General features: G+C 64.3%; 19 protein-coding genes. 10 read left to right on the top strand and 9 right to left on the bottom strand.

Going from position 1 to position 19,564, the window contains the following annotated elements; genetic code table 11:
• Positions 1–10: 10 nt before the first annotated feature.
• Entirely contained in the window at positions 11–898 is an 888-nt protein-coding gene (locus KIH45_RS10685) for a DMT family transporter (protein WP_213175981.1), read from the top strand.
• Here the strand turns inward: KIH45_RS10685 and KIH45_RS10680 are convergent.
• The 5 genes from KIH45_RS10680 to KIH45_RS10660 form a co-directional block, all read right to left on the bottom strand.
• Complete coding sequence (locus KIH45_RS10680; RefSeq protein ID WP_213175980.1) at positions 895–2,232, bottom strand: DUF2254 domain-containing protein; 1,338 nt, start codon at positions 2,230–2,232, stop codon at positions 895–897. The genes KIH45_RS10685 and KIH45_RS10680 overlap by 4 nt on opposite strands.
• 45 nt (positions 2,233–2,277) lie before the next feature.
• Positions 2,278–3,261, bottom strand: coding sequence for a quinolinate synthase NadA (gene nadA / locus KIH45_RS10675; RefSeq protein ID WP_213175979.1), 984 nt, complete (start codon positions 3,259–3,261; stop codon positions 2,278–2,280).
• Positions 3,262–3,335: 74 nt separating this feature from the next.
• Positions 3,336–4,109 (bottom strand): hypothetical protein, encoded by a 774-nt coding sequence (locus KIH45_RS10670; RefSeq protein WP_213175978.1) that lies wholly within the window; start codon positions 4,107–4,109, stop codon positions 3,336–3,338.
• 126 nt (positions 4,110–4,235) lie between these two features.
• On the bottom strand, positions 4,236–5,117 hold the full coding sequence (locus tag KIH45_RS10665) for an MBL fold metallo-hydrolase (RefSeq protein ID WP_213175977.1): 882 nt from the start codon (positions 5,115–5,117) through the stop codon (positions 4,236–4,238).
• Positions 5,118–5,160: 43 nt separating this feature from the next.
• Positions 5,161–5,925, bottom strand: coding sequence for a HesA/MoeB/ThiF family protein (locus KIH45_RS10660; protein WP_213175976.1), 765 nt, complete (start codon positions 5,923–5,925; stop codon positions 5,161–5,163).
• Between the two features lie 295 nt (positions 5,926–6,220).
• Between KIH45_RS10660 and rpsT the strand changes: the two genes are divergently transcribed.
• From rpsT to dut, 8 genes are all read left to right on the top strand, one after another.
• A complete protein-coding gene (gene rpsT, locus KIH45_RS10655; RefSeq protein WP_144096648.1) occupies positions 6,221–6,484 on the top strand; it encodes a 30S ribosomal protein S20 in 264 nt (87 codons plus the stop codon).
• A gap of 514 nt (positions 6,485–6,998) precedes the next feature.
• Entirely contained in the window at positions 6,999–8,384 is a 1,386-nt protein-coding gene (gene dnaA / locus KIH45_RS10650; RefSeq protein WP_225899859.1) for a chromosomal replication initiator protein DnaA, read from the top strand.
• A gap of 59 nt (positions 8,385–8,443) precedes the next feature.
• Complete coding sequence (mutM, locus tag KIH45_RS10645) at positions 8,444–9,256, top strand: bifunctional DNA-formamidopyrimidine glycosylase/DNA-(apurinic or apyrimidinic site) lyase (protein ID WP_213175974.1); 813 nt, start codon at positions 8,444–8,446, stop codon at positions 9,254–9,256.
• Between the two features lie 63 nt (positions 9,257–9,319).
• On the top strand, positions 9,320–10,069 hold the full coding sequence (locus KIH45_RS10640; protein ID WP_213175973.1) for a class I SAM-dependent methyltransferase: 750 nt from the start codon (positions 9,320–9,322) through the stop codon (positions 10,067–10,069).
• Positions 10,070–10,079: 10 nt separating this feature from the next.
• Positions 10,080–11,642, top strand: a complete 1,563-nt coding sequence (gene ubiB / locus KIH45_RS10635; RefSeq protein ID WP_213175972.1) for a 2-polyprenylphenol 6-hydroxylase — start codon at positions 10,080–10,082, stop codon at positions 11,640–11,642.
• An 18-nt stretch (positions 11,643–11,660) separates the two neighbouring features.
• Entirely contained in the window at positions 11,661–12,743 is a 1,083-nt protein-coding gene (locus KIH45_RS10630) for a hypothetical protein (RefSeq protein WP_213175971.1), read from the top strand.
• Positions 12,743–13,966: a bifunctional phosphopantothenoylcysteine decarboxylase/phosphopantothenate--cysteine ligase CoaBC gene (gene coaBC, locus KIH45_RS10625; RefSeq protein ID WP_420481934.1), complete on the top strand. Its 1,224-nt coding sequence runs from the start codon at positions 12,743–12,745 to the stop codon at positions 13,964–13,966. Before KIH45_RS10630 ends, coaBC begins: the two co-directional genes overlap by 1 nt.
• The gene (dut, locus tag KIH45_RS10620) at positions 13,953–14,438 is read left to right on the top strand and encodes a dUTP diphosphatase (RefSeq protein WP_213175970.1); all 486 of its coding nucleotides are present in this window, start codon (positions 13,953–13,955) and stop codon (positions 14,436–14,438) included. Before coaBC ends, dut begins: the two co-directional genes overlap by 14 nt.
• A gap of 88 nt (positions 14,439–14,526) precedes the next feature.
• On the opposite strand, the gene KIH45_RS10615 is transcribed toward dut, so the two are convergent.
• The 4 genes from KIH45_RS10615 to secB all read right to left on the bottom strand — a co-directional run bounded on the left by KIH45_RS10615 (position 14,527) and on the right by secB (position 18,616).
• Positions 14,527–15,210, bottom strand: coding sequence for a DUF4136 domain-containing protein (locus KIH45_RS10615; RefSeq protein WP_213175969.1), 684 nt, complete (start codon positions 15,208–15,210; stop codon positions 14,527–14,529).
• A gap of 210 nt (positions 15,211–15,420) precedes the next feature.
• Complete coding sequence (gene trpS / locus KIH45_RS10610; RefSeq protein WP_213175968.1) at positions 15,421–16,437, bottom strand: tryptophan--tRNA ligase; 1,017 nt, start codon at positions 16,435–16,437, stop codon at positions 15,421–15,423.
• A gap of 40 nt (positions 16,438–16,477) precedes the next feature.
• Entirely contained in the window at positions 16,478–18,046 is a 1,569-nt protein-coding gene (gene murJ / locus KIH45_RS10605) for a murein biosynthesis integral membrane protein MurJ (protein WP_213175967.1), read from the bottom strand.
• 33 nt (positions 18,047–18,079) lie between these two features.
• Positions 18,080–18,616, bottom strand: coding sequence for a protein-export chaperone SecB (secB, locus tag KIH45_RS10600; protein ID WP_213175966.1), 537 nt, complete (start codon positions 18,614–18,616; stop codon positions 18,080–18,082).
• A 262-nt stretch (positions 18,617–18,878) separates the two neighbouring features.
• Between secB and KIH45_RS10595 the strand changes: the two genes are divergently transcribed.
• Positions 18,879–19,559, top strand: coding sequence for a Tim44/TimA family putative adaptor protein (locus tag KIH45_RS10595; protein WP_213175965.1), 681 nt, complete (start codon positions 18,879–18,881; stop codon positions 19,557–19,559).
• The last annotated feature ends 5 nt before the right edge of the window (positions 19,560–19,564 follow it).

Below are 19,564 nucleotides of genomic sequence, written 5' to 3'. Positions count from 1 at the left end.
TCCTGCCCACATGACAGACGAGACCCCGCACGCCGGCCCGTGGAGGCTGGGGCTGCTTCTGCTCGGCAATGCGGCGCTCGCCATGGGGCCGCTGCTGGTGCGGATGGCCGATACGGGGCCGGTAGCAGCCGGATTCTGGCGGCTGACGCTGGCGCTGCCGGTCATCCTGCTGCTCGGCTGGCGGGAACGCGGAAAGGGCAGTTTCGGGCACACCGGCATCTCGTTCGCGGTCGCGGCGGGCGTGTTCTTCGCGATGGACATCGCGTCATGGCACATCGGAATCGAACGCACGCGGCTGGGCAATGCGGCGCTTTTCGGCAACTCGGGCAGCGTAATCCTTGTCATGTGGAGCCTGATCGCGGCACGCCGGGCACCTTACCGGGCAGAGCTTGGCGCGATTGCCGCGGCCGTCATCGGGTCAGCGCTTTTGATGGGCGGATCGCTGGAAATCGGGCGAGAGAACTTCGTCGGAGATCTGTTCAGCCTGCTCGCCGGGATTCTCTACGCCTGTTACATCCTGCTGCTGCGCCATCTGCGCGGGCGTGTCGGTTCATGGGCATTGCTATCTGTGTCCGTCACCGCAGGCATCCCCGTGTTGTTCGCGATTGCCTACGGACTTGGCGAGCAGATTGTGCCAACCGACTGGACGCCGCTGCTCATGCTTTCGGTGCTCAGCCAGATCGTGGGGCAAGGGGTGCTGATCTGGGCGCTGTTCTGGTTCCGCCCGCTGGTCATCGGCCTTGCCCTTCTGACACAGCCCGCGATTGCCGCGTTCACCGGCTGGGTCGCATTCGGCGAGACGCTGTCGGCAGGCGATGTCGTCGGCATGGTGCTGATGGCGACAGCGTTGGTGCTGGCGCGGATCGCGGGGCCAAGGGCAGGACCGGCGAGGCCCTAGGCGGGGGCTTTTGCGGCCAGTTCCGCCTGGAATGCGCGGTGCCGGTCGTGGACTTCGGACAGGTCCGGCCCTTTGAGGTTCGTCGCGCACTGGTCCATCAGTCGATCACCTTCTGCGCGCAATGCGGCAACGCGGCTGTGGGACGTGACCGAGGTCGCACAGTCCCGCAGCGCGTCGAACATCGCGATCGCCGCCTTCCGGCTGGTCGCCACGGCAGAGCGCGATGCGCCGAAACCATGCGCGACATAGTCGGTAAAGTCGGAATGAAGCGGGAAGACGCAGCGCTTGTCCTGCTTGTCGATGTCGTTGGGTGAAACGTGCAGTTCGCGTCGCCCCAGCTCTGCCGTCGCCGCTCCCAGCCAGTGCAGCGCGGTCATCGCGGTGAAGGGGTCGTTGATGCCGGGGGAAAGGGCGCGCAATGCGATTTCGACCAGTTCGTCGATCAGAAAGCGCAAGTCCTGCTGCGGCGTGCGCAGGCCGGTGAGGACGAAACAGTCGCGGATTGCGTCGGCGCAGGCATCGTCGCACTGCCCGTCTGAAAAACGCGCCAGCGGAACCAGCGGGTGTACGAAATCGCCTGCCTCCTGCAGCAGGACGATGCGCCCCTCGAACTTGTTGGCGGCATCTTCGAGGCCGTCGAAGTCGATCATCTCGATATAGCCGCTGCGCCCGGCGGTGACCTGCTTGCCATCGGGAAGGTCGACTGTGTCCGCGTCGCCGCCCTCTTTCGGAAAGCGGTCCTTGATCTGGGAGATCAGCCGTCGGCCGATATTTTCCAGCACCTTGTTGATGCGGATTTTCGACGGGATGTGGTTGAGGAAGAAAACCAGCACCGCGACCGAGACCAGCATCAGCCCCGTTGCAACCAGCAGCGACAACTGCGGGACGAAGCCCGGAATGTCGCTCGCCAGTGCGCCTTTCAGCGTCGTGGCCTGTTCATCCTCGTGCCGCACGACGCGCAGGATCATGATCGCATAGACGAACGTGCCGATGAACGTCGCGAGCGATAGCTGGTTGCCGCGATCTTCCATGAAATTGGTGAGAAGGCGCGGGCCATACGTGCCGCTGGCATAGGCGACGGCAGCGATGGTGATCGAAAAGACCGTGGCCGCCACCCCGAGCATGGAACCCGCGATAACCTGCAGCATCGTCGTCGCCCCGCCGGGCCGCGCCGGGGCCAGTGCGCTGCTGGCAGAAAGCCAGTCGGATGCACCGTTCCGGTCAAGCCAGACGGTGAAGAGCGACAGGAAGAAGGCGATAATGCAGAACGTCGCCGGCCAGAACCAGTAGCTGGCGTTGATGCGGTTCCAGATTGTCAGAAGGCGTGCAGTCATCGCCGCACTAACGCGCAAATGCGGGGTTGGTGCCTTGGGACGCGGTTATGCGCGCCCGAGGTCGCCCTTGCCGATCGTGCCCGATGCCATCTCGATCATCTTGTCGAGGCTCTGCTTCGCCTTCAGGCGCAGGCCTTCCTCGATCTCGATGCGCGGTTCGAGGTCGCGCAACGCGATGTAGAGCTTCTCCATCGTGTTAAGCGCCATGTAGGGGCAGATGTTGCAGTTGCAGTTGCCGTCCGCACCCGGCGCGCCGATGAACGTCTTGTTCGGCAGCGCCTTTTCCATCTGGTGAATGATGTGCGGTTCGGTCGCGACGATCAGCTTGTCGCCTTCCATCGTCTTTGCATACTGCAGGATGCCGCTGGTCGACCCGACGTAATCGGCATGGTCGATGATGTGCGGCGGGCATTCCGGGTGCGCGGCGATCGGCGCTTCGGGGTGTTCTTCCTTGAGCTTAAGCAGCTCGGTTTCGGAAAACGCCTCGTGCACGATGCACACGCCCGGCCAAAGCAGCATGTCGCGGTTGAACTTGCGGTTCAGGTATCCGCCAAGATGCCGATCGGGGCCGAAGATGATCGGCTGGTCCTCGGGGATCTGGGCCAGGATCGTCTCTGCGCTGGAGGACGTGACGATCACGTCGGACAGAGCTTTCACCTCGGTGCTGCAGTTGATGTAGGTAAGCGCGATGTGATCGGGATGCGCCTCGCGGAAAGCCTTGAACTTTTCGGGCGGGCAGCTGTCTTCAAGGCTGCACCCGGCGTCGAGATCGGGCAGGACCACGATCTTTTCCGGGCTGAGGATCTTGGCGGTGTCGGCCATGAACTTCACGCCGCAGAACGCGATGACATCGGCATCGGTGGCCGCCGCCTTCTTCGACAACTCGAGGCTGTCGCCCACGAAGTCGGCAATGTCCTGAAGATCGGGCGTCTGGTAATAATGCGCGAGGATGACCGCGTTGCGTTCCTTGCGAAGCTTCTCGATCTCTTCGCGAAGGTCGAGGCCGGTGAGGTTTTCGTGCGCGGTCATTTTTCGCAAATCTCCATTCCTTGCGCCTGCAGATGGCCTGCGCGCGGTTGGAGTTCAAGCGATTACGTCGCAAATCACATGGCAAAACCGGGCGGCAGGAACGCTTCCATCGGGCGTTCGGCCCCAGGCGTTCCGGCAATCAGCTGTTCGACAAGGCCGGTGCCGAATGCGCTCATCGCCAGAAGGTCCGCCACGATCTGGAACGCGACGATCGCGCCAACGCCCCACCACCACGCGGGATGGACGTGGCCCAGTCTGATCTTGTCGCGGATCATGCCTGCAATCGGGAAGACGAGCACGACGAAGACCATGACATGCCATGCGTAAGGGATGAGTAGCGGCAATGGCAAAAGCCGCCCGAAGCCGGGGTTGGACAGCACGGCGAAACCACAAAGCATCAGCCGGCGGTGCCAGCCGGTGTGCCGCCGCACGCGCAGGCCTGCAAACGTGAGCAGCGCAAAGCACAGCACTTCGGTGATGTTGGAAAAGAAGAATGTGTTCTGCGCAAAGAAGAACGGACCGCCCGTTCGCTGCATGACCACGAACATGAGATAGACGCCGGCCGCGACCATCAGCGGGACCCAAACCACGCTCACCATGCCCAGCGTACGGTGCAGGGCGACCTGGTTCTTGGTGATCAGTACGTTCTGCGTGAAAAATAGCGCGACCCACGTGAAGAAGATCACGCCGTGCAAGTGATAGGGCAGCGGCACCGCGAAAGTGGATCGCCCCATGCCCAGATGCACGGAAAAGCCCGCGACGATTCCCGCAGTGATGATGCTGGTCATGATCAGGAAAAAGCGGCGTTCGCTGTCCGCTGTTGCCGGTTTCTCGAATGTCGTGGCCACGGGCCGTCCCCCCTTCTTGTTTTCCCCGTCCGGCAGATTAGCCGTTCGGGGCGGGGAGGCAATCCGTATCAAATTGCCATCAACGGATCAGGCCAGTGGATCAAACACGGTGATCAGGCCAAGTGATCAGGCAGGCTCGACCAGTCCCCAGCCTTCACCGGTGTCGTGCACCACGTCGCGATTTTCCAGGTCGAGGAGGTGGGCCAGCACCGATTGCCCCGCAGCGGGAACGAGGCGCGGGTTCAGCCCGACGTACATCTTCGCAACCATGTCGGGGATCGTCGCAGGGCCACCGGCCAGGTGCTTCAGGATCTGGCGCTCGCGCTGGCGGCGGTGGCCGATCATGCCGCGCACCAGTTGCTGCGGCTTTTCGACCGCGGGGCCGTGGGCTGGATAATAGACGCGGTCTTCGCGCTCGTAGATCTTTTCCATCGAGGCCATGTAGTCGGCCATGTTCCCATCGGGCGGCACGACGACGGTGGTGGACCAGCCCATGACGTGATCGCCGGTGAACAGCGCCTTTGTCTCTTCCAGTTCGAAGCACAGGTGGTTCGAGGTGTGACCCGGCGTGGCCACCGCGGTCAGCGTCCAGCCTTCGCCGCCGATGCTCTCGCCATCGGTCAACACTCGGTCGGGCGAATAGGACTGGTCGAACGGCGCATCGGCGCGTGGGATGTCGCTTTCGATGACAAGCGGTGCGCAGCCGATGATCGGCGCTCCGGTCACTGCCTTCAGCGGATCGGCGGCGGGCGAATGGTCCCGGTGGGTGTGGGTGCAGACAATCGCGACGACCTTTGCCTCGCCGATCGCGGCAACGAGTGCTGCGATGTGCGCCGGATCGTCGGGGCCGGGATCGAGGACGGCCAGTTCGGCGTCGGTGCCGATCAGGTAGGTCTGCGTGCCCGTATAAGTAAAAGGCGACGGATTGGGCGCGAGCACGCGGCGCACCAGCGGCTCCAGTTCCTCGACCAGGCCGGTGGGCATCTCGATTTCGCTCTTGTCCGTCATGTCAGGCGATATGGGGCGTGGGGATCGATGTGTCGAGCCGCGCTCAGGCAGAGCAGGCCTTGCACCCCGGGTCCTTGGTCACGTTGATTGTCCGCATCGAAGGCTTGAGCCCGTCGATGAGGACCAGTTGACCCCACTGCGGATCGCCCAGCGTCGCCGCGCCGTCCAATAGGACGCGCAGGCCCTGCATCACACCCATCGTCGCGGCCATGCCGACGAAGGCGCCCAGCACGCCCTGTTCGGCGCACGTATCGCAATCGTCCGCGTCGAAGGCATCGCCGACCCAGCAGCGATAGCAGGCCTGATCCTCGCGGTGCCCGGCAAAGTTCGCGACCTGTCCCTGGAACCGCCCGACCGCGACGCTGGTGAGCGGAACGCCTTCGGCAACGCAGGCATCGGACACGGCAAGGCGGGTGGCGAAATTGTCGCAGCCGTCGAGGACGAGGTCGGCCCCTGCCACGATGGCGCGGGCGTTACCGGCGTCGACGCGCTGGTCCAGCGCAGTGACCTCGATCACCGGATCGAAGGCGCGGGTCCAGTATGCCGCGCGCGATGCTTTCGCAGCGCCGATGTCGTCTTGGGTGAAGATCGTCTGGCGCTGCAGGTTGCTGACGTGGACTTCATCCGAATCGACGATGGTCAGTTTGCCGACGCCTGCCGCCGCCATGTATTGCAGCGCTGGCGAACCGACCCCGCCCGCGCCGATCAGGACGACGTGCGATGCGGCAAGCCGCGCCTGTCCCGCCCCGCCGATCTCGGGAAGGACGATGTGCCGCGCAAAACGCTCCAGCCTGTCATGTTCCAGCATGGCCTGTGCCTTGCCCTTGCGCGGGCTTCGGGGCAAGGGGGATCGCACGGTATCTGAGGCGCCTGGCGCGGTGTCGGGGCCTTCAGGCGGCTGATTGCTTGACGATTCGCACTATGGCCGCTATGCGCCGCGCTTTCTTGCGGGATTGTGCCGACAAGGCATGCGTTCCTGCACGGGATTTTAGCACCCGAATCGGTTCTGGTACGCTGCTTGTCGGCGCAGGGCCTGCACGGGAAGCACGAACAGGTTGAACAGCAATTCGCCGCATCTGGACGCGGCAGCATAAGGATCGAGCATGGCCAATACGCCGCAAGCCCGCAAGCGCATCCGCCGCAACGAGCGTCGCGCCGAAATCAACGGCAACCGCATGAGCCGTATCCGCACTTTCGTGAAGCAGGTCGAAACTGCGATCGAAAGCGGCGACAAGGACGCGGCCAAGACCGCCCTCAGCAATGCGCAGCCCGAACTGGCTCGCGGTGTTGCTCGCGGCGTGATGCACAAGAACACCGCGTCGCGTAAGCTTTCGCGACTCACCAAGCGCGTCGCCGCGCTGGGCTAACCTGAACGGTGATTCGGGTGACCTGTTAAGGCAGGACACCCGGCTGCAGGTACGAAAAGGGCCGACCGGGTTTCCGGCGGCCCTTTTTGTTGCGCTGCAGCAATGGGCGGAGAATCATGCTGCACTTGCGGTAAACCCAAGGATATCCCACGATTCGGAACGTTCACTTTCCAAAAATCGTGCCTTTTCAGGCGCTTGATTCAGGATCGATGGCTTTCTGCGGGCTTTGCCGAGTCAAGCGCCATTATTTCAATTTTTTTACGCCACAACCCTTGCCGGTTCGCCATCCACAGCCCTACAAAATGAGTCGTCGGGCATTGGTCGTGACCGGCATTATTTAACAGCGCAAATACTTGTCTCCTGCCGAAGGGGGTTCGGCGGACGACGCTCGACTTTTGTCTGGCGTCGGGGGACTTATATGAGTGGTATGGACGGAGGCATAGGACGCATGACACGGACGGGGGGTTTCGGCTCGCTGGCGGGGCGTACGCCAGAAAAGGACAAGGCGAGCGAGATGTTCGAGGATGAGCGTGAGGCACTTGCAGCGGACTGGTCGGATATTTGTACAGGTCTGAAGAAGGACCTTGGCCACCAGCTCTACTCGCAGTGGATTCGCCCGATCGAACTGGGCTCGTTCTGCCAGGAAACCGGCACGCTGGATCTTTTCCTGCCGACCGAATTTTCCGCCAACTGGGTTAACGATCGATTCTCCGATCGCCTGTCGCTGGCATGGAAGATCGCGCGCAGCGAAGTCCGCAATGTCCGTGTCTCGGTCCACCCCGGTCGCCGCAAGATGGTCGACCTGCGCGTCGGCCCTGCTGCTGCCAACGATCACGTTCCCCCGCCCAGCCCGGTCGAAGCCATCACCGAGATGGGTTCGGCAGGTCTCGATCCCTCGCTGACGTTCACGACTTTCGTGACCGGCGAAGGCAACGTGCTGGCCTACAACGCCGCACAGCGCATGGCCGCCACCGAAGCGCCGCAGTTCTCGCCGCTCTACCTCAAGGCCGCCACCGGCCAGGGCAAGACGCACCTGCTGCACGCGATCGGCCACCAGTTCGCCGCCGCCAAGGCCGGCGCACGGATCTTCTACTGCTCGGCCGAGCGTTTCATGGTCGAGTTCGTGCAGGCCCTGCGCCAGAACCAGATGATCGAGTTCAAGGCGCGCCTGCGCGGCTTCGACATGCTTCTGGTCGACGATATCCAGTTCATCATCGGCAAGGCTTCCGCGCAGGAAGAACTGCTCTACACGATCGATGCCCTCCTTCAGGAAGGCAAGCGCCTCGCCTTTGCCGCCGACCGCGCCCCGCAGGCGCTGGACGGTGTCGAGCCGCGCCTGCTCTCGCGCCTGTCGATGGGTCTTGTCGCGGACATCCAGCCCGCCGACATCGATCTGCGCCGCAAGATCCTCGAACATCGCCTGACGCGTTTTACGTCGAACGACGTGCCGGACGACGTGATCGAGTTCCTGGCCCGCACCATCAGCCGCAACGTGCGCGAACTGGTCGGCGGCCTGAACAAGCTGATCGCCTATGCCCAGCTCACCGGCCAGCCGGTGTCTCTTCAACTGGCCGAGGAACAGCTGACCGACATCCTGTCGGCCAACCGCCGCCGCATCACGATCGACGAAATCCAGCGCACGGTCTGCCAGTTCTACCGGCTCGACCGCAGCGAGATGGCGTCCAAGCGCCGCGCCCGCGCCGTCGTGCGTCCGCGCCAGGTCGCGATGTACCTCGCCAAGGTGCTGACCCCGCGTTCGTACCCCGAGATCGGCCGCAAGTTCGGCGGCCGCGATCACTCGACCGTGATCCACGCGGTCCGCCTGATCGAGGACCTGCGCACCCGCGATGCCGACATGGACGGCGACGTGCGCAGCCTCCTGCGCCAGCTGGAGAGCTGAGCCTCTACCAGGCCTCAACCTCTACCGGGCATCACGACTGATCCCTATCTGGACCCGCGATGCCCGAATTACCTGAAGTCGAAACCACCGTGCGCGGTCTTGCCCAGTATCTCGAGGGCGAGACCGTGACGCGCGTGCAGCTCAATCGCCCGGACCTGCGCCGACCGTTTCCGCCAGAACTCGTTCAGATGATGACGGGCGCGCGGGTCGAGCGGCTGGGGCGGCGGGCGAAATACGGTCTCGTCGATCTCGATCGCGGGCAGACGATGATCTTCCACCTTGGCATGAGCGGGCGCTGGCGGATCGATCCTGAAGAACTGGGCAAGCACGATCACCTCGTGCTCGAAACCAAGGCGGGACACGTCCTTGCGCTCAACGATGCGCGCCGGTTCGGTTCGGTGGACTTGTGGGATACGCACGATCTCGAAGGCTTTGGGCCCTTTGCCGACATGGGGCCGGAGCCGCTGGGCGCAGACCTGACGGCAAAACATCTCGCCGACGCGTTCGTGGGGCGTATCTCGCCGGTGAAGGTCCTGCTGCTGGATCAGCGCATCGTCGCCGGCCTCGGCAATATCTACGTCTGCGAGGCGCTGCACCGCGCCGGTATCCGGCCCGACAAAGCGGCGGGCAAGGTCTCCTATGCCAAGCTCAAACTGCTCGTCCCCGCGATCCGCGAGGTCCTGCTCGAATCGATCGCGGCGGGTGGGTCCTCGATGCGCGACTATGCCAAGCCCGATGGCGAACTCGGCTATTTCGCGACGCAGTGGCAGGTCTATGGCCGCGAGGGCGAGCCGTGCCACTGCGGCGGCACGGTCGAGCGTATCGTGCAGGGCGGGCGCAGCACCTTCTTCTGCCGCCGCTGCCAGCGCTAGGAACCGGCCTGCTGCCCACAAGTTGCTTTTATCTGAGGCCATCCGGCCCTAGAGGCTTGTGACATGAACGAACCCGTGAATTCGCCGTCGACCGTCTCTTTCGGTTACGAGGACATCGATGCAAAGGAAAAGACCGCCCGCGTGGGCGAAGTCTTCTCCGCCGTCGCGCGCAAGTACGACGTGATGAACGACGCGATGTCGGGCGGGATGCACCGGCTCTGGAAGGACCGCTTTGTACGCCGGGTGAAGCCGCGCAGCGGTGAACAGATTCTCGACATGGCGGGCGGCACCGGCGACATCGCCTTCCGCATGGAAGCGCACGGCGCCCAGATCACCGTGTCGGACATCAACCAGGAAATGCTCGACGTCGGGCTCGAACGCGCGGTGAAGCGCGGGATCGATACGCTGGTCTGGTCGCGCCAGAACGCTGAAGAGCTGACTTTCGCGGACAATTCCTTCGATGCCTACACGATCGCGTTCGGCATCCGGAACGTCACCCACATCGACAAGGCACTGGCCGAGGCATACCGCGTCCTGCGCCGCGGGGGCCGGTTCTTCTGCCTCGAATTTTCGACGACCGAATGGCCGGGCTTCAAGGAAGTCTACGATACCTATTCGCACAAGCTGGTGCCGAAGATCGGGCAGGCCATTGCGGGCGATGCCGATTCCTACCGCTACCTTATCGAATCGATCCGCCGTTTCCCGACGATGCCGGAATTCGAAAAGATGATCCGCGCCGCAGGCTTCACGCAGACGAAGGTGGAGCCGATCATGGGCGGCCTTGTCGCGATCCACTCGGGCTGGAAGGTCTGACGCTCCTTTCATGACCCGCCATTCGACGCATATCTTCCGGCTCCTGAAATGGGGGCGCATCCTGGCCCGTCACGGTGCGCTGCGCCCGATCGAGCAGAACCCGAACACGCCCGAACAGGTGCGCCGCCTGTGCAAGCTGGCGCGTTTCGGCACGGTGCAGCCCAAGGAACCCGATTTCGCAGGGGCCTTCCGCGCGATCGGCCCTGCCGCGATCAAGCTGGGCCAGACTTTGGCGACCCGTCCCGACATCGTCGGCGAAGATGCGGCGCGCAATCTGCTGTCGCTGCAGGATTCGCTGCCGCCGGTCGATTTCGACGAGATCGCCAAGGCCATCGAGGGCAGCTTCGAGCGTTCGATCGACAGCCTCTACGACCATATCGATCCCGTGCCCGTCGGCGCAGCCTCGATCGCACAGGTGCACAAGGCGGTGACGACCGATGGCCGGACGGTCGCGGTCAAGGTCCTGCGCCCCGGAATCCGCGAACAGTTCGCCCGCGATATCGAGACTTACGAGTGGGCTGCAGCACATCTCGAAGGTCTGGGCGGAGAGGCGAAGCGCCTGCGCCCGCGGCTCGTCATCGCGAATTTCAAGCGCTGGACCCTGCGCGAACTGGACCTTCGGCGCGAGGCGGCCTCGGCCTCCGAACTGGCAGAGGCGATGCACGCCATTCCGGGCTATTGCATCCCCTCGGTCGACTGGGATCGCACCAACGGGCGCGTGATGACGATCGAGTGGATCGACGGCATCAAGATATCGAACCACGAGGCCCTGGCAGAGGCGGGGCATGATTTGCCGTCCATCGCGCAGCGGCTGGTGCTCGCCTTTCTGCGCCAGGCGATCAGCGCGGGTTTCTTCCATGCCGACATGCACCAGGGGAACCTGTTCGTGCGCGGCGACGGCACGATCGTCGCCATCGATTTCGGCATCATGGGCCGCATCGATCGCCGTGCGCGGGCGTGGCTGGCGGAAATCCTCTATGGCCTGACGACGGGGAACTATCGCCGCGTCGCCGAGATCCATTTCGAGGCGCAATATGTGCCGAGCTATCACAACGTCGACGAATTCGCGACGGCGCTGCGCGCGGTGGGCGAACCGATGCGCGGCAAGCCGGTGAGCGAGCTTTCGGTCGGCCAGATGCTCGACGGGCTGTTCGCGATCACGCGCGATTTCGACATGCAGACGCAGCCGCACCTGCTGCTTCTGCAAAAGACGATGGTCATGGTCGAAGGCATCGCGACGCAGCTCGATCCCTCTATCAACTTGTGGGACACCGCCGCACCCTATGTGCGCGAATGGATCCGCGACGAACTGGGGCCGGAATCGGCGATTGCCGACCGCATCCGCACCGACACCGAAACACTGCTGCGCATCCCGGATCTCATCCGCCGGATAGAGGACCGCTTCCCGCCCAAGGGCGGCGCGCCCGAACCGCCGCCGCTGACCGACATCGAACTGATCTGGGAAAAGAAGGAACGGCAGCCGGGAGGCGACTCCATCCTGCCCTACCTGCTTTCCGCATTCCTCGGCGCGGGCGCCGTCTATGGCGCGATGCTGGCCGGTCTTCTGGGATAGCCGGTCTTGCGGGGGGCAATGGCAGTCACGGGCGCATTACTGGAAGACAGCCCGCTGCGCCGCCTGCCGCGCATGGCGGCGATCGTGGTGGCCATCGTCCTCCTCGCGCTCTTCGTCGTCTCCGCCATTCCGGCCCAGCCCGAAGGCTCTGCGCCGCCTGCCTCTGCCGAGAACCAGGCCATCGGGGACGATGCTCTCTATCGCCTGATCGCGGGACGCGTGGCTGCGGGTGAGGGCTATTACCAAGCCGTCGTCGCCGAGCATCGCTTGCACAACTATCCGCTCAAACCCTTCTTTACCGTGCGCCAGCCCGCGCTGGCCTGGGCTTATGCCCTCGTGGGGGAGAAGGGGCTGAAGATCGTTCTTCTCGCGCTGTTCATCGGCTGCGCGGTCATGCTGCCCAAGGCGCTGGCACGCACTTCGGGCGAGGGCATCGGGATATTGGCGATGGTGCTGGCCGTGGCGGTCGTCGCGGCAGGGCCGGGGGTAATGTTCCATGACTTGTGGGCAGGCGCGTTGCTGACGCTGGCGCAGGCCTTGCGCAAGCCCGACCGGATCTGGCTCTCGCTGCTCTGTGCGCTGGCGGCCTTGCTGATCCGCGAAACCGCCCTGCCTGCCGTGCTGCTCTGGGCCGCGCTTGCGCTGGTCATGCGGCGCTGGCGCGAACTGGCGGGCGTGGTCGCAGTACTCGCGGTCTTCACGGTGGCCCTGACGCTCCACGCAAATGCCGTCGCGGCCGTGACCACGGCGGCCGATCCGGCTTCGCAAGGGTGGTCCGGTTTTGCGGGGCCTGCGCTGTTCGTGGCCGGTATCCGCCAGTCGACCGCGCTCTATTTCCTGCCGATGTGGCTGGCAGGGCCGGTGGTCGTGCTGGCGCTGTTCGGGTTTCTCGCACGCGGGCAGGCGGCAGCGATCTATGCGCTGCTCTGGCTGATCGGGCTGGCCGCGATGATCGCGCTCTTCGCCCGGCCCGAGAACTGGTACTGGGCGACGCTCGGCCTGCCGCTGACGCTGGCAGGGCTGGCCTTTGTGCCGCGCGGGATGGCCGATCTGGGCTCGGCCTTGCGGGGGCGGGGCGAAACGTCCATGGAATCGGCCTGATGGCGAAGAAGATACTCCTCATCGTCGGCGGCGGCATCGCGGCCTACAAGGCTTGCGAGCTCGTACGCCTGATCCGCAAGGACGGGGGCGAGGTGACTTGCGTGCTGACCGAGGGCGGATCGAAGTTCGTGACCGCCATGACGCTCGCGGCATTGAGCGAAAACCCCGTTCACACCACGCTCTGGGACCTCAAGAACGAGGCCGAGATGGGCCACATCCAATTGAGCCGCGAGGCCGATCTGGTTGTCGTCTGTCCGGCGACGGCGGACCTGCTGGCGCGCATGGCGCAAGGCGTGGCCGACGACATGGCAACGACGCTGCTGCTCGCCACGGACAAGCCGGTCATGGCGGTCCCTGCGATGAACGTGAAGATGTGGGAGCATCCCGCCACCCGCCGCAACGTCGCGCGCCTGCGCGAAGACGGCGTGACGGTGATGGAGCCTGACGAAGGCGCGATGGCCTGCGGCGAATACGGCCCGGGCCGCTTGCCCGAGCCCGAGGCGATCATGGCCGCGATCCGCAATTTCGGCGGTATCGATCCGCTGGCGGGCCAGCCCGACTTCGCCGGCGAGACGCACCGCGATCTTTACGGCAAGCACGTCCTCGTCACTGCCGGCCCCACGCATGAACCGATCGATCCGGTTCGCTACATCGCCAACCGGTCGAGCGGGAAGCAGGGTTTTGCCATCGCCGCTGCTGCTGCGGCTGCGGGGGCGCGGGTCACGCTGGTCGCGGGGCCGGTGAACCTTGAAACGCCGCAGGGCGTGGACCGCGTCGATGTCGAATCGGCGCGCGAGATGCTGGCCGCGGTCGAGGCCGCGCTGCCTGCCGATGTCGCCGTCATGGTCGCCGCCGTTGCCGACTGGCGCGCAGCCGATGCGGCGCAGCAGAAGATCAAGAAGGACGGATCGGGCACGGTGCCGCCGCTGGCGCTGGCCGAAAACCCCGACATCCTTGCCACGCTGGCGAAATCGCCGCAGCGCCCCGGCCTGCTGGTGGGCTTTGCCGCAGAGACCGAGAACGTCGTCGCCCATGCCTCTGCCAAGCGGGAGCGCAAGGGCGCGGACTGGATCGTTGCCAACGACGTGTCGGGTGACGTCATGGGCGGCGATGCCAATACCGTTCACATCGTGACGAAAGACGGCACGACGAGCCTTGAGACTATGCCCAAGGCCCGCGTCGCAGCCGCATTAATAGACAGGATTGCCGATGAAATCGCATGAACGCGTCCCCGTTCCGGTCAAGCGGCTGGAAGGCAACGACGACCTGCCGCTCCCCAGTTATGCCACCGATGGCGCGGCAGGAATGGACGTCGTGTCGAGCGAGGAGCGTATCCTGAACCCCGGTGACCGCGCGGCAGTGGCGACCGGCCTCGCGGTGGCTATTCCCGAAGGCTACGAAATCCAGATCCGCCCGCGTTCGGGCCTTGCGCTCAAGCACGGAATCACGGTGCCCAACACGCCCGGCACGATCGATTCCGACTACCGCGGCGAACTGAAGGTCATCCTCATCAACCATGGGCTGGAGCCATACAAGATCCGCCGTGGCGACCGGATTGCGCAGGCGGTGCTGAGCCCGGTGGTCATGGCAAGCTGGCTCGAAGTCCACGAACTTGACGAAACCGCGCGGGGCGAGGGCGGCTTTGGCTCAACGGGTTTCGGCGCGGCAGAGGTTGAGCCGATCCGCAAGGACTGAGCCCCTAAACCCCACAGACAAACAAAAAGCCGGGCGCGCCCATCGAAGGGTGCGCCCGGCCTTTTTGTTTCTGCCCTGAGGCTAGGCGTCAGTCGACGACCTTCACCTTCTTCTCGCGGTCTTCCGGTGCGATCGAGATGCGCAGCGTTTCACCCGACTGGCCGGGGAAATCGGTGAACATCGCATCGACCAGGTTCGGCACGAGATACTGCAGGCGGTTCGAGCGCGAGACCGCTTCGGCCTTGCCTTCGAACAGGCGTTCGCCATCCGCGCGGCGTTCGATCTTCATGTCGATGCCGCTGGTATAGATGGTGTAGCTGCGCACGTCCGGACCTGCGTCGAAGAACGGGTCGTGCCAGCCGTAGCCCCATGCCGAACGGCGATAGCCGAACGGGCGATAGTAGCCATAACCACGGTACCACGGGTCATAGAACGGGTCGCGGCGCGAGAAGCCGGTGGTGACCAACTTTTCGCGGCCATTGTCGACGCCATAGTCGAACCGGACAAGCAGATCGGCGCTTTCCGGCGCGGCCTGCGTGTAGCCAAGTTCCGACATCTCTGCCTCGACGTAGTCCGCGTACTGCGCAAACTCGAGCCCACCGGCGAGCGCCGGATCATCGGCCACGACCGCGAAGGTCATGCCCTGCGGTGCCGGAAGCTGCGTCTGGAAACGCGAGACATCGGCATTGAACGGGGTCGCACATGCGGCAAGCCCGGCAACCAGCAGCGGTGCCGCGGCCAGCTTCAGCGCGCGCTTGGCGTTGAACTTCATTTCAATCCCTCCAAAAAGGTCACGTGCCGCACGGTTTCTGACCACACCCGATTCGCGTACCGATTCGGGCCCAGACTCGGACGGGGCATCGCATAATATGCACGCCTTATGGCCCAATGGCCATGAACCGGGTTTGAATAGTGCGCTTAACATTTGTGCTAAACGCAAGATATTCAAGGGACTTACCGCGATAGCCTTCGCGCAAGGGTATTACCGCAGCAGGCCGAGGGCCTCGTAAGTCTTTGCCAGCGTATCGGCCGCGGCATCGCGCGCCTTGGCGGCGCCGGTGGCAAGCTGGCGGTCAAGCTCGGGCGTATCCTGCTTCAGCTCGTTGAAACGCTCGGAAATAGGGCGCAGCGTTTCGACCAGCAGTTCGCCCAGCGCAGGCTTGAACTTGCCGAAGCCTTCGCCGCCGTATTCGCCCAAAACCTCGGCCACCGACTGGCCCGACAGCGCGCCATAGATCGCGACGAGGTTCTTCGCCTCTGCGCGGCCCTCGAGCCCCGCTTCTTCCGAAGGCAACGGTTCGGGGTCGGTCTTGGCCTTCTTGACCTTCTTCATGACCGTGTCGGCATCGTCCGACAGGTTGACGCGGCTCATCTCCGACGGGTCCGACTTGCTCATCTTCGCGGTACCGTCGCGCAAGCTCATGATGCGTGCAGCCTCTGGCGGGATGAAGGGTTCGGGCAGAGTGAAGACGGGCGCGTCCTCTGCGCAGAAGTCGTTGTTGAACTTCTGCGCGATGTCGCGTGCCAGTTCGAGATGCTGCTTCTGATCATCGCCCACCGGAACGTGGGTCGCCTGATAGAGCAGGACGTCAGCGGCCTGCAGCACGGGATAGGTGAACAGCGCGACGCTGGCACCTTCGCGGTTCTTGCCCGACTTGTCCTTGAACTGGGTCATGCGGTTCAGCCAGCCCATGCGGGCGGTGCCGTTCAGCAGCCATTGCAGTTCGGAATGGGCGGGAACCTGCGCCTGGTTGAACAGGACCGACTTCGTCGTATCGACGCCGCAGGCCAGCAGCGCGGCGGCCATCTCGCGGGTGTTGGCGGTCAGCTCCGCCGGGGTGTGCGGCATCGAGATCGCGTGGAGATCGGCGAGGAAGAAGAAGCACTCGCCCCCGGTTTCGGCCACGTCGTCCTGCATGCGCACCCAGTTACGGATCGCGCCGAGGTAGTTGCCGAGGTGAAGGTTGCCGGTGGGCTGGATGCCCGAAACGATGCGCATGAAATAAACCCGTATCTGTCTTGATGTCAGCCCAGTGCCGTCATCCCTGACGCTTGACCAGCCGTTCGATGGTCGATCGATCCAGAACACGCAAGGCCCAAGCTGCGGCAAGGAACACGACAGCACCCAGCAACATGATCGAAATGACCGCGATCGCACGCTCCCCCGTGGGGCCGGCGAAATGCCCTTCGCCCAGCGGCATCGCGAACCACAAGGCCACGCCCATGATCGCCGCAGCCAGTACGATGCGCGCTATGCGCCCGGCTACCAACGGAGTCAGGTGGTAATACCCCTTTGACGCAAGGATCGCGTAAAGCAGGATCGTGTTCGTCCACGCGCCGACCGAGCCCGACACTGCTAGGCCCAGCACGCCAAGCCGCGGGACGAGGATGAAGTTCAGGCCTACCGTCACCGCAAGGCCCGCCGCTGCGGTAAAGACCGGCGTCTTGGTATCCTTGCGTGCGAAGAAGTTGGGGGTCAGCACTTTGACCAGGACATAGGCCGGAAGACCGAGCACGAGGCCCGAGACCACCGTGCCGGTGACCAGCGCGTCCTCAAGCGTGAACGCCCCGCCGACATAGAACACGCGGGTAAACGCACTTCCCGTGACGAACAGCGCGACCGCGGCGGGCACGGTCAGCAGCATCGCCAGCTCCACCGCGTTCGATTGCAGGCGGAACGCACCGTCCGCCTCGCCGCGGCCCAGAAAGCGCGAGAGCGCGGGCAGGATCGCGGTCGATAGCGCAATACCGATGATGCCCAGCGGCAGCTGGTTCCAGCGGTCCGCCATGGCGAGATAGGTATAGCTGCCGTCGGGCAGGGTGGAGAGGAAGAACAGGTCGATGAAGCGGCTGATCTGGTAGACGCCTGCACCGAAGACGGCGGGCACGACCAGTCGGCCCAGTTCCTTCACCCCGCCGGTGATGCGCGGACGGCCCAGCGACAGGCGAAAGCCCGCGCGGCGCATCCAGAAGCCCAGCCACAATAGCTGCAACAGGCCCGAGGCGGAGACCGCGACGGCCAGCCAGAAGCCGGTTGCCTGCCGCGTCGCCTCGCTATCGGGCAGGATCGCGCCATATGTCAGCGCGGCGAGCAGGCAGATGTTGAGCAGGATCGGCGCGGCAGCGGCGGCGGCAAAGCGCGACAGGCTGTTGAGGATCGAGGCGCAGAGCGTCGCGAGGCTCATGAACAACAGATACGGAAAGGCGATCCGCGCCATCGTCACCGCAAGCGGGAAGTTCTGCGGGTCGGCCTCAAGCTCCTCGGTGGCGAAGAGGCCCATGACCCATGGCATGAAGATCAGGAACAGCGCGCCGAACACGATGAGCAGCGGCAACAGGACGGCCAGCACCTCGTTCGCGAACTGGCGCGCCTCGCTCGTCTCCTCGTCCTTTATCCGCCGGTTGAACAGCGGCACGAAGGCCTGCGCAAAGGCGCCTTCGGCAAAGAGGCGGCGGAATATGTTGGGTAGCTGGAACGCCAGTTGCCAGGCATCTGCCACGCCGCCCGCGCCCAGCACGCGGGCCAGCATGACATCGCGGACGAACCCGAAGACGCGGCTGACCATCGTCAGCGCGCCAATGGTCCCTACGTTCTTGAGCAGGCTCATGCGCCCCCTCGGCCCGTCAGGCGCTCAGCCCGATCAGGCCTCGCCCGTCGGGGCGGCAGCTGCCGGGTTTTCGCCCTGGGCTTGGCGCTGCTGAAGCTGCTGGATGTAGATGCCCTGGAAATCGATGGGATCGAGCAGCATCGGCGGGAAGCCTGCATCGCGCACGGCATCGGCGATGATGCGGCGGGCAAACGGGAACAGGATGCGCGGGGCTTCGGCATAAAGGAACATGTGGCCCTGTTCCGCCGGGACGTTGCGCATGCCGATCAGGCCGCCATAGGCGAGATCGACGATGTAAAGCGCGCCCTGCTCGGCCTTGGCCGTGACGGTGATCTTCAGGACGACTTCGTGAACCTCGCCCTCGACCGGGGTCGAGTTGATGTTGAACTGCACGTCGACGTTCGGCTGGCCCGGAAACTGGTACGACTTGGGCGCGTTCGGATTCTCGACCGAGAGATCCTTGATATACTGCGAAATAAGGCCGATCGCGGGCTGGTTGTCCGCACCGTTGGGCTGGTTCGCGTCGGCGTTGCCGCCAAGATCGGTGATGATGTTGCCTTCGTCGGCCATGATGTCTTTCACTTTATGAAACTGGAAACGGTGCGACCCGCGGGTATCGAAGGCTTGTTAAACCCCGCCCGCGCATGACGGGGGCGAGTAGCACCGGCGCGCGTGGCCCGCAACCGGCCTCTTCCGTGCAAAAAGGGCAACGTTTGGCGGGATACCAAGGGCCATTCGACGGTTGTCGAATTGTGTTTCCTTCCTATTTGGGGCAGGTTCACACTTTATCGCCATAATGGCGTCACACGCACGAAAATCGGGACGGGTCCCAGTGATTATTGAAATCGTCATCCTCGCCATGATTGCCGCCTTTCTGGGCCTGCGCCTCTATTCGGTGCTGGGCCGGCGCGCCGAACACGAGGAAGAGACGCTGATGGGGCACATGCCCCGCGCCGCCGAACCGCGTCAGCCTGCACAGGGCGAACGCCCGGGCGAACCGGCTCCGGCCCGCACGGTTGAAGGCGCGCCTGCGCTTGATCGCGTGCTGATCGGCGTTCCCGTCGGCGCGCACCGCGCCGTTCGCGAAATCGCCAATGCCGACCGCCGCTTTACCCCGATGGCTTTCATCGAGGGCGCGAAGGCTGCCTACGGCATGATCCTCGAGGCCTTCTGGAAGGGCGACAAGGAAACGCTGAACCAGCTTTGCGACGACGATGTCTATGCCAGCTTCGCCGCTGCCATCGATGCGCGCGAGGAAGCGGGCGAAGTGGTCGAAAACCGCCTGATCCGCATCAACGAGGCCGAGATCACCAGCGCCGACTTCGATTCGCCGATGGCACGCATCACCGTCCGTTTCGCTGCCGACATCGCCGCGATGACAAAGGACAAGGAAGGCAACATGATCGCCGGCTCGCTCGACGACGCGATCGAAAGCCACGACGTCTGGACCTTCAGCCGCAAGGTCACCGCGATGCGGCCCGACTGGCTGCTCGACGAAACCGACGAGGGTTGATCCCG

Origin of the sequence: Croceicoccus gelatinilyticus, from assembly GCF_018398395.1 — a bacterium.
Lineage (GTDB): Bacteria > Pseudomonadota > Alphaproteobacteria > Sphingomonadales > Sphingomonadaceae > Croceicoccus > Croceicoccus gelatinilyticus.
Note: the sequence above shows the minus strand (reverse complement) of the source record. Positions and strands in the feature narration are given on the sequence as shown.

Bases quoted from the DNA above. Each gene is read 5' to 3' on its own strand.
- KIH45_RS10685 (WP_213175981.1), top strand. From the start codon at position 11: ATGACAGACGAGACCCCGCACGCCGGCCCGTGGAGGCTGGGGCTGCTT.
- KIH45_RS10680 (WP_213175980.1), bottom strand. From the start codon at position 2,232: ATGACTGCACGCCTTCTGACAATCTGGAACCGCATCAACGCCAGCTAC.
- nadA (WP_213175979.1), bottom strand. From the start codon at position 3,261: ATGACCGCGCACGAAAACCTCACCGGCCTCGACCTTCGCGAAGAGATC.
- KIH45_RS10665 (WP_213175977.1), bottom strand. From the start codon at position 5,117: ATGACGGACAAGAGCGAAATCGAGATGCCCACCGGCCTGGTCGAGGAA.
- KIH45_RS10660 (WP_213175976.1), bottom strand. From the start codon at position 5,925: ATGCTGGAACATGACAGGCTGGAGCGTTTTGCGCGGCACATCGTCCTT.
- rpsT (WP_144096648.1), top strand. From the start codon at position 6,221: ATGGCCAATACGCCGCAAGCCCGCAAGCGCATCCGCCGCAACGAGCGT.
- dnaA (WP_225899859.1), top strand. From the start codon at position 6,999: ATGTTCGAGGATGAGCGTGAGGCACTTGCAGCGGACTGGTCGGATATT.
- mutM (WP_213175974.1), top strand. From the start codon at position 8,444: ATGCCCGAATTACCTGAAGTCGAAACCACCGTGCGCGGTCTTGCCCAG.
- KIH45_RS10640 (WP_213175973.1), top strand. From the start codon at position 9,320: ATGAACGAACCCGTGAATTCGCCGTCGACCGTCTCTTTCGGTTACGAG.
- ubiB (WP_213175972.1), top strand. From the start codon at position 10,080: ATGACCCGCCATTCGACGCATATCTTCCGGCTCCTGAAATGGGGGCGC.
- KIH45_RS10630 (WP_213175971.1), top strand. From the start codon at position 11,661: ATGGCAGTCACGGGCGCATTACTGGAAGACAGCCCGCTGCGCCGCCTG.
- coaBC (WP_420481934.1), top strand. From the start codon at position 12,743: ATGGCGAAGAAGATACTCCTCATCGTCGGCGGCGGCATCGCGGCCTAC.
- dut (WP_213175970.1), top strand. From the start codon at position 13,953: ATGAAATCGCATGAACGCGTCCCCGTTCCGGTCAAGCGGCTGGAAGGC.
- KIH45_RS10615 (WP_213175969.1), bottom strand. From the start codon at position 15,210: ATGAAGTTCAACGCCAAGCGCGCGCTGAAGCTGGCCGCGGCACCGCTG.
- trpS (WP_213175968.1), bottom strand. From the start codon at position 16,437: ATGCGCATCGTTTCGGGCATCCAGCCCACCGGCAACCTTCACCTCGGC.
- murJ (WP_213175967.1), bottom strand. From the start codon at position 18,046: ATGAGCCTGCTCAAGAACGTAGGGACCATTGGCGCGCTGACGATGGTC.
- secB (WP_213175966.1), bottom strand. From the start codon at position 18,616: ATGGCCGACGAAGGCAACATCATCACCGATCTTGGCGGCAACGCCGAC.